The 14,095-nt window shown below is 55.1% G+C and carries 13 protein-coding genes; 4 read left to right on the top strand and 9 right to left on the bottom strand.

Annotated elements, in window-relative coordinates; translation table 11 throughout:
* Nucleotides 1-142: 142 nt before the first annotated feature.
* The 5 genes from HB779_RS22875 to HB779_RS22855 form a co-directional block, all read right to left on the bottom strand.
* Nucleotides 143-1,387 (bottom strand): PD40 domain-containing protein, encoded by a 1,245-nt coding sequence (locus HB779_RS22875; protein WP_188346696.1) that lies wholly within the window; start codon nucleotides 1,385-1,387, stop codon nucleotides 143-145.
* On the bottom strand, nucleotides 1,359-1,631 hold the full coding sequence (locus tag HB779_RS22870; RefSeq protein ID WP_188346695.1) for a hypothetical protein: 273 nt from the start codon (nucleotides 1,629-1,631) through the stop codon (nucleotides 1,359-1,361). The genes HB779_RS22875 and HB779_RS22870 overlap by 29 nt, the downstream gene beginning before the upstream one ends.
* A 72-nt stretch (nucleotides 1,632-1,703) precedes the next feature.
* Entirely contained in the window at nucleotides 1,704-2,027 is a 324-nt protein-coding gene (locus tag HB779_RS22865) for a hypothetical protein (protein WP_188346694.1), read from the bottom strand.
* Complete coding sequence (locus HB779_RS22860) at nucleotides 2,014-2,280, bottom strand: hypothetical protein (RefSeq protein ID WP_188346693.1); 267 nt, start codon at nucleotides 2,278-2,280, stop codon at nucleotides 2,014-2,016. The genes HB779_RS22865 and HB779_RS22860 overlap by 14 nt, the downstream gene beginning before the upstream one ends.
* Nucleotides 2,281-2,468: 188 nt before the next feature.
* The gene (locus tag HB779_RS22855) at nucleotides 2,469-3,359 is read right to left on the bottom strand and encodes a LysR family transcriptional regulator (RefSeq protein ID WP_188346692.1); all 891 of its coding nucleotides are present in this window, start codon (nucleotides 3,357-3,359) and stop codon (nucleotides 2,469-2,471) included.
* 106 nt (nucleotides 3,360-3,465) lie between these two features.
* Between HB779_RS22855 and HB779_RS22850 the strand changes: the two genes are divergently transcribed.
* Together HB779_RS22850 and HB779_RS22845 are read left to right on the top strand one after the other, a co-directional pair.
* The gene (locus HB779_RS22850; RefSeq protein ID WP_188346691.1) at nucleotides 3,466-4,134 is read left to right on the top strand and encodes an NAD(P)-dependent oxidoreductase; all 669 of its coding nucleotides are present in this window, start codon (nucleotides 3,466-3,468) and stop codon (nucleotides 4,132-4,134) included.
* Nucleotides 4,135-4,682: 548 nt separating this feature from the next.
* Nucleotides 4,683-5,552, top strand: a complete 870-nt coding sequence (locus HB779_RS22845) for an SDR family oxidoreductase (protein ID WP_188346690.1) — start codon at nucleotides 4,683-4,685, stop codon at nucleotides 5,550-5,552.
* A 313-nt stretch (nucleotides 5,553-5,865) separates the two neighbouring features.
* Here HB779_RS22845 and HB779_RS22840 read toward each other — a convergent pair whose 3' ends face one another.
* Nucleotides 5,866-6,759, bottom strand: coding sequence for a LysR family transcriptional regulator (locus HB779_RS22840; protein ID WP_188346689.1), 894 nt, complete (start codon nucleotides 6,757-6,759; stop codon nucleotides 5,866-5,868).
* A gap of 147 nt (nucleotides 6,760-6,906) precedes the next feature.
* On the opposite strand from HB779_RS22840, the gene HB779_RS22835 reads away from it, so the two are divergent.
* Complete coding sequence (locus tag HB779_RS22835; RefSeq protein WP_188346688.1) at nucleotides 6,907-7,560, top strand: hydrolase; 654 nt, start codon at nucleotides 6,907-6,909, stop codon at nucleotides 7,558-7,560.
* Nucleotides 7,561-7,651: 91 nt separating this feature from the next.
* Here the strand turns inward: HB779_RS22835 and HB779_RS22830 are convergent, their stop codons facing one another.
* The 3 genes from HB779_RS22830 to HB779_RS22820 form a co-directional block, all read right to left on the bottom strand.
* Nucleotides 7,652-8,764, bottom strand: coding sequence for an alkene reductase (locus HB779_RS22830; RefSeq protein ID WP_188346687.1), 1,113 nt, complete (start codon nucleotides 8,762-8,764; stop codon nucleotides 7,652-7,654).
* 93 nt (nucleotides 8,765-8,857) lie between these two features.
* Nucleotides 8,858-9,151 carry a helix-turn-helix transcriptional regulator gene (locus HB779_RS22825; RefSeq protein WP_188346686.1) on the bottom strand — a complete coding sequence of 98 codons (294 nt, stop codon included), beginning with the start codon at nucleotides 9,149-9,151 and terminating at the stop codon, nucleotides 8,858-8,860.
* A 193-nt stretch (nucleotides 9,152-9,344) separates the two neighbouring features.
* Nucleotides 9,345-10,487, bottom strand: a complete 1,143-nt coding sequence (locus HB779_RS22820; RefSeq protein WP_188346685.1) for an LCP family protein — start codon at nucleotides 10,485-10,487, stop codon at nucleotides 9,345-9,347.
* A 251-nt stretch (nucleotides 10,488-10,738) separates the two neighbouring features.
* Here HB779_RS22820 and HB779_RS22815 point away from each other — a divergent pair, with 251 nt between their 5' ends.
* The gene (locus tag HB779_RS22815) at nucleotides 10,739-13,702 is read left to right on the top strand and encodes a type III effector HrpK domain-containing protein (RefSeq protein WP_188346684.1); all 2,964 of its coding nucleotides are present in this window, start codon (nucleotides 10,739-10,741) and stop codon (nucleotides 13,700-13,702) included.
* Nucleotides 13,703-14,095 lie beyond the last annotated feature (393 nt).

Here is a 14,095-nt window from a genome sequence, read left to right as displayed (position 1 = left end):
GCTTGGTGAGTTGAATATTGTTGCAAATCACCTCCGAGTTGCAGTGCAACCCGTGACATACTGATGCCGCCTAAAATAGTCGTCATATAACGGTAAAATCATTGGTTACCGTTCTTAAAAGCGCACTCGCTTGATGGATTGATTACGGCAGTTTGGGCGTGGCGATCCGCCAGATCTGGGAGGGCGAACCATCGTCATCGGTTTTATGGGACTCGAAATAAATCCAGCGACCATCCGGGCTCATGGCGGGTGCGCCATCTTCCGCAGTGGGATTGTTCGTGACGCGTATAATGGTCGGTTGGCCGGTTGAAGTCTTATCGGCCGAGACCAGGAAGATATTTGCCTTGGCATCGTCTGCGCATGGCGTTGCCGGATTTGCGTTGTAGCACGCTGAATCAAGAACCCATTTGCCGTCGGGCGACCAGGAGGCATCGCTATCGAGGTTGTCGACAGGCTTTGGCTCGTTGCCGGTTATTTGATTCAGCTCACTGCCATCCGGCTTGATGGTAAACAGGTGATAGCCACCCTCATTGTTTGTAACCGTTCGCCGCTGGAAAAGAATACGCGTTCCGTCGGGCGACCAGACGGGCAGACGATTATCGCCGTCGATCAGAAGCTGCTGCACGGCGCCACCGCTGGCAGATACAATCGCGATACTGCCGACATATTCGTCTAAAGACACTTCTTTGGGCACCTCCAGATCATCCTCGAAGACAATGGTCTTGCCATCCGGGGCGAAGGTGGGTTCCTGATAGGAGTGTTTTTTGGCGCTTGGTGCATGGGTAATCTGCTGCAGTGCTGTGCCATCCGGGATCATGATCCAGATGTTGCCATCGCGATTGATATCCGCGAAGGTCACCCGATTGGCCGGGCCATTCCAGGTTGCCAGTCCGTTGACGTTGGTGGCGCTCAGCAAGGCGCTGCCATTGGGATACGTATGATCATTCGTCATTTCTGATGCTGCGCCGCCAGGAGTGGCACTAGGCATTTTCCAGATGCCACCGACATCGCAGTTCTTTTTAGTACCGGGATTGCATTCCGGCTGGTTGTCGCCGCCATCGTAACCGTTTTTGTAGAGTGTAAAGATCAGCGTCGTGCCATCGGGTGAAAAGGCGGGGTTCTGCGCACTGACTTTGCCTGAGGTCTGGTACACGAGTTCAGCACCGTCGGCACGGGTCTGGGCGAATGCAGGGCTTGCGGTGGCAAGCAATGGAATGCAGAGGAACGCCGCAGCGACAGCAAGGGCGATGCCGCCTTCAAAGGTAAGCCGATGCCCGGTGGCGGGCGAGCCGATAATGCGACGCCCAACGCCAAGCTCCGTGGCAAGAGGTTGAATGAGCCGTTTTGAGATCTTGGTTTTATGTGCGTAGAAAGTTTTGAAATCCACGATCGCCATCCTTTTGGTGCTGATGTTCAGTCGCCATCAGCTTGTCCGCATTGAGGTTTTCCACGAGCGCGCAAAGCGCAAGAATAACAAACCGGGGAGCAGGCCTTATCTTCCACATTCGTATCGCGCTGATGGGCAGTTCGAGATTTTGAGCCAGCGTGCGCTCATTACACGACATTTTCTGACACACAAATTCAACCAAACCGGCCATTTCAGATCGATTGCCATGTCCTGCTATTTTCATCGTTTCCCAAACCTTTTCTCAGCGCTGCGGATCCCATGTAGCAATGATGACCACCATGGAAAATTGCTGCTGTTATTTATCGAATGAAAAGGGTTTGACGCTGATTGACGCCCCAGACAACGTGATCGGTGCGAGATTTTCCGAAAGAGTTTCGGCGAGCGCGTCGATTATAATCTGCACCGATTGGGTTTCATTCTTTAGACAAGTATTTGCCATTCGGTTGCTTATAAGTTGGACTATACCATCCATCTGAAGTTTCTGGTTCCAAAGCTGCCAAGCTTTGATGCCCAATCCCGGATAACTAACCCGCAACTTTTCATCGAACATCAATGCCAAACACGAGGTTTCGATGAAAAAGGGAACTCTCAGGCGATAGTCGATATTATTCGGTTCCATTCGGGGTATTTTCCGCATCGTTGATGGATTGAAACTTTGGGCGAGCGAAACGCAAAAACCCGAAAGCCGCTGGAAGAACTGGTGTGTTGTGCCAGAAAGCTGGCCCTACAGTCGTCCGGCATTTGCCGACAGATACAAGAAATAATCGGGCAGCGTTCATATAAGCAAAGCGATGAGTGGTAAAATCCGCCGCGCTCGACTTCAGATATCCCGCCTTTGGCAAAAGTTGAGCAGTAATGATGCCTTCACTCACTTATCGTTTGGCATCCCACTTTATGAGCGCGGCCACACGAGCGCTCGCTCAACGTCAAATGTGAACGAGCACTGACGACGATCAAACAGGACGTAAACCATGGCGCTGCCGTCGGAATGGTAACGATGCCACGAGCCGATCGTTTGACCCGCTCGGATGCATCTTCGGGATGAGTAGGCTTTAGCCCGCTACCTGCCGATGTAGGCAGCCAGTTCATCGGGTGTTCCGTTCGGGAAGGCCTGTTTCAAAAAATCCAGAAATGCAGACACGCGAGCGCTCAATAGACGCCGCGATGGGTAGAGCGCCCACAAAGTAATGTCGGATCCATCGATATCTCCCCAATGCAGCAATGTGCCGTCGGCGATATCGTGGCTCACCAGCGAGATCGGCAAACGTGCAGCGCCAACGCCTGCTCGTACCGCATCTCGAACCATGATTATGGATGAGAGGGCCAGAATTGGCTCGATGCTTATCGTCAAATGTCCCTCCGAGGTTGTGATGTTCCAAGTCTGCGGATTGCTGAAGCCGCGCACAACGCCGGGAACTGGGCGATCTGCAGCGGCTCGGGGAAAATCGGGGCTTGCCACCACGACCAGGCGATCATGCAGAAACGCTCGACCCACAAGACTTTCGTCCGGATCCGGGTTTACCCGGATAACCAAGTCATAGCCTTCCTCGATCATATCAACCGCTCGGTCCTCTGTCGTGATTTCCAGTCTGACATCCGGATATTTCAGCGCAAAACCGGCCGCGATCTTGCCCATGGCCGTTTGTGACAAAAGAAGCGGCGCGCTGATCCGCAATCGGCCCCGCGGTTTCTCTGCACCTGAGGCGATGGTGGCTGCCGTTTCATCCAGCTCTGTCAGGAGAGCGGCGGTGCGTTCGTGAAGGGCGCGCCCTTCCTCGGTGAGCTTCAGGTTACGCGCACCACGTTCAAACAGTCGCAGGTCAAGGGCAAGCTCCAGCTCCGCAACACGCCGGGAAAGGGTTGCCTTGGGACGCCCGCCCGCACGGGCGGCTTTGCCGAAGCCACCGTGACGAGCCACGAGATTAAAATCGGCAAGTGCGACGAGATCCATGAGTGTTCCATCTGTGAGACATCGTGACTAAATTAATGGTCTATCGGATCAACAGTGAACCAGCCATATTCGAGGTGTCAAGAACTTCCAACCCGGAGATACTCCCATGAATACGATTGCAACAGAAACAGGTTTCGTCGCTGCACCGAAGATCGTGGTTCTCGGCGCTACCGGGCCGACCGGCCGCCACATTGTCAGCCAGGCTGTAGGCCGCGGTTATGACGTCACTGTGCTGGTGCGTTCGCCGGAAAAAGCCCAGGACCTCAAAGGAGCAAAGCTTGTAGTCGGGGATGCTCGCGATGAAAAAGCCCTGCGTCAGGCAGTCAAAGGTCAGGACATCGTGATCAGCGCACTGGGGACACCTGCAAGCCCGCTTCGTGACGTCACTCTTCTTTCGATCGCGACCCAAGCTCTTGCAAACGCCATGAAGGCAGAGAAGGTCTCGCGCCTTATCGCCATCACCGGCATGGGCGCAGGCGACAGCGCAGGACACGGCGGCTTTCTCTTCGACAAGCTGATCTTCCCCCTGCTTCTGCGCAAGGTTTATGCCGACAAGGACCGCCAGGAAGCCATCATCACGAGCAGCGACCTCGATTGGACAATCGTTCGTCCCTCGATCCTCAACAACAAGCCTGCACGCAACAAGATCCGGACGCTCACCGATTTGAGCCATTTCCACGGCGGCAACATCTCGCGGGAAGATGTTGCGACATTTATTCTGGATCAAGTCGCCTCTGATGAATGGCTGAGAAAAATACCGTTCATCACCTGGTAGTGGAAAAGGGAAAACCCGCCTTTTGAGGACGAACCTCTAGCGGGTTTTCAAGCTTAGTCTACGAACACCGCTGTGCCGATCTACTGCAGCCAAAACCAGACGAAGCCCGTCTGGGCGCAATATCGCCTGAGACCAAGCCGTTGCCTCAATCGAACAACGAGGGATGGTCTATCCGCTTTCCCCAGAACTTCGGCCGACTTTATGCCAAACAGCCAGCCATGACGACAACGTTGTGTCGTAGACGGCAACGCCGTGAAACCGCAGGATGGTGCGATAGCCATTCAAGTGTCTGGCGCTCAGCGTCGACCGGCCCCTGTTTCACCTCCATATCATCCGCTTCGACCTGCTCTGCTTCCCTCAAGCTGAAAAGTCTGACTCATAGTAACGTTTCGGCGCCGCGACCGAAGTGACAACGCTGCAATTCCTTAGTGATCAGAGAGCATACCGTCTCACCTGTGAGACGTTGTGTCTAAATTGATAGTCTATTGGATCAATAACGAACCATCCATATTCGGGGTGTCAAGAAATTCCAACCCGGAGAAAATCCAATGACTATTCTCGTTACTGGTGCCACAGGCAATATTGGTTCCCAAGTCATCGAACACCTCGTCAACCGTGGAGCTGATGTCCGTGCCCTCGTCCGCGATCCTTCGAAAGCCGACTTCCCGGCAGGCGTTACTGTTGTGAAAGGTGACTTTCTCGATGTCGACTCGCTCCGCAGTGCCTTTGATGGCGTGTCCACCCTGTTCCTGCTGAATGCCGTCGTGCCGGACGAATTCACCCAGGCTTTGATCGCCCTCAACGTCGCCCGCTCGGCTGGCATTGAACGGATCGTCTATCTGTCGGTGATCCATCCCGACGTCTACGTGAACGTGCCGCATTTCGCCGGTAAGTTTGGCGTCGAGCGGATGATCGAACAGATGGGCTTGCACGCGACCATCCTTCGCCCGGCCTATTTCATTCAGAACGATCTGACGATCAAGGATGTCATCACCGGCTACGGCGTCTACCCGATGCCCGTCGGCGACAAGGGGCTCGCAATGATCGACACCCGCGATATCGCGGAGATCGCCGCCCTTGAGTTGCTGCGCCGCGAGCAGGCTACCCAACCGCTTCCGATCCACCGCATCAATCTGGTCGGTCCCGATACACTGACCGGTGCGGATATTGTCGCCATCTGGTCGGCCGTGCTCGCCCGCCCGATCATCTATGGCGGTGGCGATACGCAGGCCTTCGAGCAGAACCTCAAGCAGTTCATGCCGGCCTGGATGGCCTATGACATGCGCATGATGAGCGAGCGCTTCCTGACGGACGGCATGGTGCCCGAGGGCGATGACGTCCAGCGCCTGACAACACTTCTAGGTCGGCCGCTGCGTTCCTATCGCAACTTTGCATCGGAAAGCGTTGCCTCTGCCTGAGGTGGCGACCCCCGATCCCGCAGAGGGCCAGCTCTGATTACCACCCGCAACGAACCGGACAGGGCCTCCTGAGAGGAGCCCTGTCTTTCGAAAGGCCCGAAATCGGGATCATGACAGTAACTGAAACAAGTTTAGTTGCTGTTTAAAGCAAACATGTCATGTCCGGTTCTGAAGCACGCTGGAAGATCCAGCACAGGAGACCGAGCCGATAAACGCAGTGCACAAAAATTGAGTGCAACGTGATGATCAAGTGCGCATACATCCTTCAACTGATGCCATGGCTTCTTCTTCCCAGCTTCGCGCCTTTCGTACCCTAGCGATCAGAGCCATCAGGATCCGGGGTCTGTTCGAAACACTCGATCAGCATTTCGGTGAGGACACGTACCTTCCTGGCGGGATGCTGAGCTGGAGGGCGGACAACATATATACCTGCGGGGGGTGGCGGATAGCGTGTCATGACCGGAACAAGCTCGCCGGAAGCCAGATATCCGTGAATGAGCCCATCGGGGAGATAAGCGAGCCCAAGCCCTGCTATTGCGGCGGCGACTAGAGCTGTACCGTTGTCCGCCTTGAAGCGCCCCTGGGGGCGGATATTGATGATCTTGTCGCCATCCATGAATTGCCAGGCTTCGGTCCCTTGCATGAGAGCCTGATGCGTGACGAGTTCCTCCGGCGTCTCTGGCGATCCATGCGCTTTGATATAGGCCGGACTTGCAACCAATTTACCATAGATAGGTCCAACGCGTCTGGCCATCAGCGTGGAATCCTGAAGATAGCCAAGCCGTATCGCACAATCATAACCCTCTGCGATGAGATCGACGACGTGATCACTGTAGCATGTGTGGATGTGGAGCAGCGGATAGCGCCGCGCCATTTCGGCCAGCACGGAAGCGAAGTGAGTGGGCCCGAAAGAAAGTGGCGCGGTAACGCGCAAGCGGCCGCGAAGCTCACCGGCGGGCAGGATGGTTTCCCTGGCCACCTCGATCTCGGCACAGACTCTCGCTGCATAGTCCCGGAATGTGGCTCCCGCTTCTGTGAGAGTAGCTCCGCGGGTGGATCGCACAAGCAACTGGACGCCAAGTTCCGCTTCAAGCCGGACAAGCCGCCGACTGACGATTGACTTGGAGATGCCGAGCCGGAGGGCAGCGGCCGTAACACCACCGGCATCAGCAACATCTATAAATGTCTGCAGTTCTTCGATGTCCAACTCGGTGTTCCTGATTTCGCGACACAGCGTAGCACAAGAGAGCACTACCCCATCATGAATAGGAATGACAGGGTTCGTGTTGTGGGCAGCGCCGCTGCTGCGCGTATCTCGCAAACCAAACTTGCTCAACACCAATAGGATGTATTCATGACCTTTCGTAATGGCCTTGCCTCGCTTCTCCGCCCTGAAGACTCCGTACTCGTTCTGATCGACCACCAGCCATATCAGCTCGCGAATCTGAACAGCCACGAACCCCAGATGGTGGTCAACAATGCGACGGCTCTGGCAAAGACCGCCAAGGCCTTCGACGTTCCCACCATTCTGACGAGCGTAGTCGCTGGTCGGGGCGGCCTCATCTTTCCGCAAATCACGGATGTGTTTCCAGACCAGAAGGTGATCGACCGGACCTTCATCAACACCTGGGAGGATCAGATAGTGGTGGACGCGGTCAAGGCGACCGGCCGTAAGCAACTGATCATCGCTGGCCTGTGGACGGAGATATGTGTCGCTATGCCAACGATCCAGGCCCTCGGGGAAGGCTGGGATGTGACGGTCATCACGGATGCGTCGGGCGCCGTGTCGGTCGAAGCGCACCAGGTCGCCATCCAGCGCATGATCGCGGCCGGCGCAAACATGATGACCTGGCTGGCGCTGGCGTCAGAATGGCAGCGCGACTGGGCCCGGACCGAGCATGCCTCCGAACTGACGGAGATCTTGAAGCAGCATGCCGCTGGTAGCGGCATCGCGTATCTGTGGGAGCAGCAGCTGCTCAACACGCCAGTGCCGAGCACGGCAGGCTGATCTGAGCACGAAGATGAGGGCAGCATTCTTTCTGCTGCCCTCAGTTGGCCGGTACCATTTAGCGGCCAATTCAAAGCCGCTTATGCCTGACCTAAGCCAAAGTCGGATAGTCCGTATAACCTTTTGCACCACCGCCATAGAACGTTGCATTGTCAGGCGTATTGAGATCCGCACGTTCACGCAGACGTTTAACAAGATCAGGGTTGGCGAGAAGCAGTTTTCCGAAGGCGACAAGATCGGCCTCGCCCTTGGCAACGACCGTTTCAGCCAGAGCCGGATCATAGGCGTTGTTGACCATCCATGCTGCTTTGCCTCCCGCATGTTTGTATGCAGAGCGCAGTGCGGCGTAATCGAAAGGCTTGTCACCTTGCTGGAAGTCTCGTGGACCGCCAGTGGCACCTTCAATAATGTGGATATAAGCGAGTTTATGGGCAGCCAGTTTTTCTACCACATAGGTGAAGAGCGGCTGAGGTTCAGGGTCCGATGAATCGTTGGCAGGTGTTACCGGTGATATCCGGATGCCTGTGCGCCCAGCGCCAATTTCATTTGTGATGGCATCAAGCACTTCGAGCAGGAAGCGCGCGCGATTTTCGATTGATCCGCCATACAGATCAGTTCGGTGATTGCTGCCGGACCGTAAGAACTGATCAATCAGATATCCGTTAGCGGCATGAAGCTCCACGCCATCAAAGCCCGCATCAATCGCTGCTCTGGCAGCTTTGCGATAATCCTCCACAATGCCGGGAAGCTCGGCAAGATCGAGCGCTCGCGGCTGCGATGTCTCAGCGAAGGTTCCACTTCCATCAGCATTGATCAAAAATGTTTTGGACTTCGCTTGAATTGCAGAAGGTGCAACGGGCGCCGCACCATCGGGTTGAAGAGTATCGTGAGAAATGCGCCCGACATGCCACATCTGGACGACGATCTTACCACCGGCTGCGTGAACGGCATCCGTTACCTTTTTCCAACCTGCAATCTGATCAGGTGCGTAGAGTCCTGGAACATCCGCGTAGCCTTGTCCTTGATGGCTGATCGCAGTTGCCTCGGTGATCAACAACCCGGCTGTTGCACGCTGGGAATAATAGGTTGCCGTTAACGCAGTTGGCACTGCATTGGGTGACCGGTTGCGCGTCAATGGAGCCATCACGACACGATTGGCAAGTTCGATATCACCGGCTTGGATGGGATCAAAAAGAGTAGACATGGAAAACCTTTCATTTCAGGGCTGGAATTTGTGGGAGGAGCTTTGTAACCGGCGCCCTGACCGGTTTAGTAATTTCAGCGATAGTAAATCTGGCTATATTTCCGCAGCCATATCTCGCAAGAAAGTCGCGATCGTGCCTCCGTTGCGCTTGTAATAGATCCATTGTCCAACGCGTCTGGTTGTGACCAGTTCCGCCCTGAGCAAAACAGCGAGGTGCGCAGATACTGCCGATTGGGACAAGCCACAGCGCGAGAACTGGCTGGCACACACCCCCAAATCAAGAGGATGCTCCTGACTGGAAAAATAAGCCTCTGGACTCTTCAACCAGTGCACGATCTGCAATCGAACCGGATGGGCAAGGGCTTTGAGAATCTCATCGTTTTTCATACCCAATACATATGAATGAATCGCGATATAGCAATATGTATATCGTAAATACACGATATAGTGATGAGCTGGCGCGAGCGGCAACGAACGCTACTCTGCATTCAAAAGTCCGTCGGCAAACTGCAATTCACTTGCCTGTATGGGCTTCATGGCATCGGCCGCATGCCTGGCTGAAAGCCTGCTGACGGCCAAATTAGTCGATTGTGCAGGGCGCGGAAGGGACAGGTGCTATTGATGGCTGACTGATGGGACTGGCTCTGGCGGGTATGGCTGTGTTGCCAGATTCCTCCGTTATCTCCCGTGCCGTTGCCAATTGGGGTTCCAATGTCGCAGAGCGGCTGAGGGGCTCGTCAGCAGCGATTAACCGGAAGAGCTTTTTTGCCGGACTTTCCAGCCATTCGACCCGGCCGGGATAAGCAGTGGAATAGCGCCAGGGTGTAACGATAAAATCGATATTGTCCGGCGACAATCCGCGAGCAAAGAGCGCCAGCTTGATCATTGCCGCAGGTGTGAAGCTGGAATCCGTGGTGATGGATTTGGTTGCCGCATCCATGAGGGCGAACAACCGGAAAGGTGCCACCAATGGGCCGCCTTGCAGCGATTTCTTGGCCATTGCGGCAACAAAGATCTGCTGTCGCTGGATGCGGCCGATATCGGTTCCATCACCGAGGCTGTGGCGTGCCCGGACGTATCCCAGTGCCTGATCGCCTTGCAGGGTTTGCAATCCGGCCGGCAGATTAAGCTGGACGTATTTGTCGTTGATAGGCTCAGGTATGCACAGCTCCACCCCGCCCACAGCATCCACCATGGCTCTGAAACCGTTAAAATCGACCTTGATGAAATGGTCGATGCGGATAGCCGTAAGTGTCTCGATGGTGTTCCAGGCGCACCAGATACCGCCGAATGTATACGATGAGTTGATCATGCCACGGTGCCCCCGCTGGCCTGGCAGTCCTTCGCGGCTGCGGCACGCGGGCAGTTGAACCATGAGATCGCGCGGAAAGCTGATCACAGTCGCGTTATTTTGTTCAGGCGACACGTGTACGAGCATGATCGTATCTGTACGCTCACCGGCCTCCTCGCCATCCCGCTGGTCTGTTCCGACGACGAGAATGTTCAAGGCGGACGAGGGAGTTTTTGCGGGGCGGGCAGGGCTCAGATCATTGCGCGTTATCTCAACGTGCCTGACGTTGGAAACCAGTCTCATATATGCGCCGGCGGCAACAACCAGCACCATGGCGATGAGGATGACAAGCAACCAGAGTACCCAATGGCGACGAAGTACGTGCCGGGTATTTTCAGACGCTGGCGGCTCCTCGATCAATCCACTGCTCACACGATTCACCGGCAACGAAGGCGCAACATCTTTTTGGGACAGCTGCGCGAGACATAATATTCCCGTCCAATCTTTACGCAATGAGGCTGGTTTTCAAGCCCAAGTTTGAGGGCGGCGCAATTCGACTAAGACGGTCTGCACGCAAGGATTGGGCGGACGTGTCACATACAGTTCACAGGTGAGGGGTTAAGTATGACAAATCGTTAACGGCACCCGACTGAAAAGTCACGGAGACAGGAGACGCACGTCCAATGTCGAAAGTCAGCGCATCGACCAATTCCACAGTTGTCAGAGATAGCACGCCTTCTGGCGAGACAGTCAACGCATGGACGCAAGCCCAGAAAACCGCCAAGGAGGCGGGCATAATCTGGGAACGGCCGAAAGGCGACGACCGCTCGGCGGCTGATATCATCAACGGCGATTCACTGCTTCGCGATCTCGGTAACCAGAGCGGTGTCAAAGATCGGCTTAAAGAGCGGGTGGGCGATTTCGAAACGGATGCCGATGCCGCATTCCGCGCGGTGCAGGTGCTTGATCATGTTGAAAGGTTCGATGAAGACGGAAACCGGATTGCCGGCAAGGACGTCGACAATGGCCGCATCGACGGCTTCACGAAGGGTGGTGACGCGCGCCACGGAACGGAGGCAGGCCGCCTGCAGGATTTCGGCAAATATGGCTTTTCCAACCTCAAGGGTGAACTCAACGAGGTGTCGTCCGCCAGCGACGACAAGGAAGCCCGCGAACAGGCGGAAAAAGCAGGCATCAAATGGGAACTGCCGAAAGATGACCGACGTTCTGCGCAAGATATCATCGACGATTCTCCATTGCTTAAAAACCTGGGCAACCAGAGCGGTGTGAAGGATATGCTGAAGGATCGCGTTGGCGATTTTGAAAAGGATGCCAATGCCGCATTCCGGGCCAGCCAGATCCTTGATCGCGTCACGATGTATGATGAAAAGGGCGACGCGCTGTCCGGAGACGACGTATCCAACACCAGCATTGATGGCTTCACCAAGAGCGGTGAGGCTAAGCATGGCACGGAGGCAGGACGTCTTCAGGATTTCGGCAAGTACGGATTTGAGGTAATCAAAGGCCCGAAGAAAGCTGAGGAGATCGGCAGTTACAAGGATTTTGTAAAGGCGAACCCCAAGGCTGACGAAACATCGAAGACGCTTGCCAAATATGCTGCGATCCTTGACGAGAACTTTGATGCAATCAAAGGCAAAACCGGTTCAGGCGAACATCTGACGGCTGAAGCTCTCAAAAAGTACAAGGACGAAAATCCGCAGATCAGCGATGAATTCAAAGAGGCGCTGAATTTCTGGTCTCAGCCGGGGGCATTCGATAAGCTTGAAGCGGCAAGCGATCCGCTGAAGTTCAAACCTGACGGCAATCTCAGCAAGGGTGACGTGACGAGCTGGATTTCAAAACAGGCACCGAAAGATGCAAGTTCGGCTATTACCTTCCTGTCCGGCGTTGCCAACGGCAGCGTCGTGCACGGCACCGACACCAGTAAATTGAATAAAGACCTGTTCGAAAATCCCGGCAAATTTTCGAAGGAGGAAAAAGCGGCCGCCCTCCAGGAGCTGCTGTCGGCACAGCAGCTGATCATCAAGGGTGCCCAGTCCGGTATGTGGAGGGACGACTATTCCAAGGTCAGCATCGCCAACCGTGCCGGCACCCATCCCGATCCACAGGAAGTGCTCAAGGATCTCAACGAGCACATCAATATCCTCGAGAAGGATCCGGAGGTGGTGAAGTATCTGAAGGAGAACAGCTCCAAGCAGATGACCAACCTCTTGAATGACAATAAAGGTCTCAGGGACGCTCTGCAGAAAACCTATGACGACGAGATCAAGTCCGGCAAGGCTCTCGACAACCTGTGGGAAACAAACACCAAGGACGGCAAAACCGACCAGCAGGGAGCGCTCGCAGAATTCTACGGATCATCAAAGATGTTCCAGGAAACCTTGGGAATCGACAAGCCGGGCGAAATCCAGGAGGCCGTCGGCAATTCCAAACACAAGGGCGATTTCCAGGATTATTATGAGAGGTCACTGGCATCCGGCGACCGGCTTACCGAACTGTTGAAGGACAATTCGTTCGAAAAGGCCGCCGGTGCATTCAGCACGGAAGTTGCGCTTTACAACGCCGCACTTGATCCCGAATTCACTGGAAAGTTCGACAACAAGCTGAATGAGAACTTCTCCGGTATCGCGCAGAAAAATGCATTCAAGGACGCCTCTTTCGACGACATAAAGCGGGCATTCGGCATCAATGGTGGCGATCAGCTGGACGAGGAAAAGGTAAAAGCCTACATTGAGCAGATCAGCAAGGACAGTCCGGAGCTGTTTGTCAATAAGGACGGAACTGTCACAAAGCCTGAACAGATCCTCGCCGGTTTCAGGGGCAGCTGGGATGTGCTGCGTCAGGGAACGAAGTCGCTCGCCGAGCTTAGCCCGACCTGGCTGGATCCGTCGGCCAAAGCAGCGGCCGACAAGGGTGTTCTGCATGGTGTCAGCGGCCTCTTCATGGCCGGTGTCACCATCTCCAAGGGGATTCAGAGTGGCGGAAACCCGACTGACCGGCAGAAAGTTGACATCACCACCGGAGCGATCCAGACCGCGACGCTCTTGACCGAAGGCGGCATCAAGGCCTGGAAACAATATCTGAAAGATGTGGCGGACAAGCATCCCGAGACTTCCATCGGCAAAAAAATCGGCAAGATGTCCGAGGACAACTTCAAGACTCTGACGGACAACTGGAGCCGGGCGGAAAATGCCGCCAAGGGTATTGGGGGCATCGCCGGCATCGTCGCCGGGGCGTATGGGATATTCGACGGCGTCCAGTCGATCCGCAAGGGCGATACGGTCGGCGGCGGCATCAGCATCACCGCGGGCTCGCTCGGGACACTTGCCGGGCTCGCCTCTGCCGTGGAAGGCGGGTTAGGGGCATTCGCTCCGAGCATCCTCAGAATGATTCCGATCGCCGGAGCGGCGGGTGTCCTCGGACTGGCTGCAGCCGGTGTCGGCGTCATAGCCATGCTGTTGCCGGGCCTGATCGAAGAAGGAAAACAGCAGACAAGGGCCGATAATTTCGGCGATCTTCTCGGCGGCTATCTGCGGAAATACGAGATTGACGGGGTGCCGAACGGTGACATCTTCGATGTTCCGGACGACGCTTGGCCCGACAATGACAGTGGCATCGCCTCGTAGAGCGGTCAATGTTAAGGCGACGCTACAGCCCAGCAACCTTGTCGTTGTTTCTAGGTTGCCGGGAGCGCCACATCGAGTGCAGAAACCATTTTAGCTCAATCAACTTTAAAACATCAGAATCAATCGGAACATATATCATTTCGCGGGCGTGTTTGTTCTCTCGGTTGACGCCATTGCTCACTAACTGAATTGATTGATTGCATTTTTGGTTCACGGTGAAACTCAACATACTGCCGCTACCGCAGGAAATCTCGTCGAACATCCAATGAACCACGCAAATTGAGGAGGACCTTCATCAAGTCGGGCCGTCAGCGTCACATAGTGTATTTGCACTACCACCTCTGCTTTTGAAGACGATTGAACTATTGGTAAGATGTTAGCTCTGAACTGCAG

Origin of the sequence: Phyllobacterium sp. 628, from assembly GCF_014189505.1 — a bacterium.
Classification (GTDB): Bacteria; Pseudomonadota; Alphaproteobacteria; order Rhizobiales; family Rhizobiaceae; genus Phyllobacterium.
The sequence above is the reverse complement of the archived record's forward strand: the minus strand, read 5'-3'. Positions and strand labels throughout refer to the sequence as shown.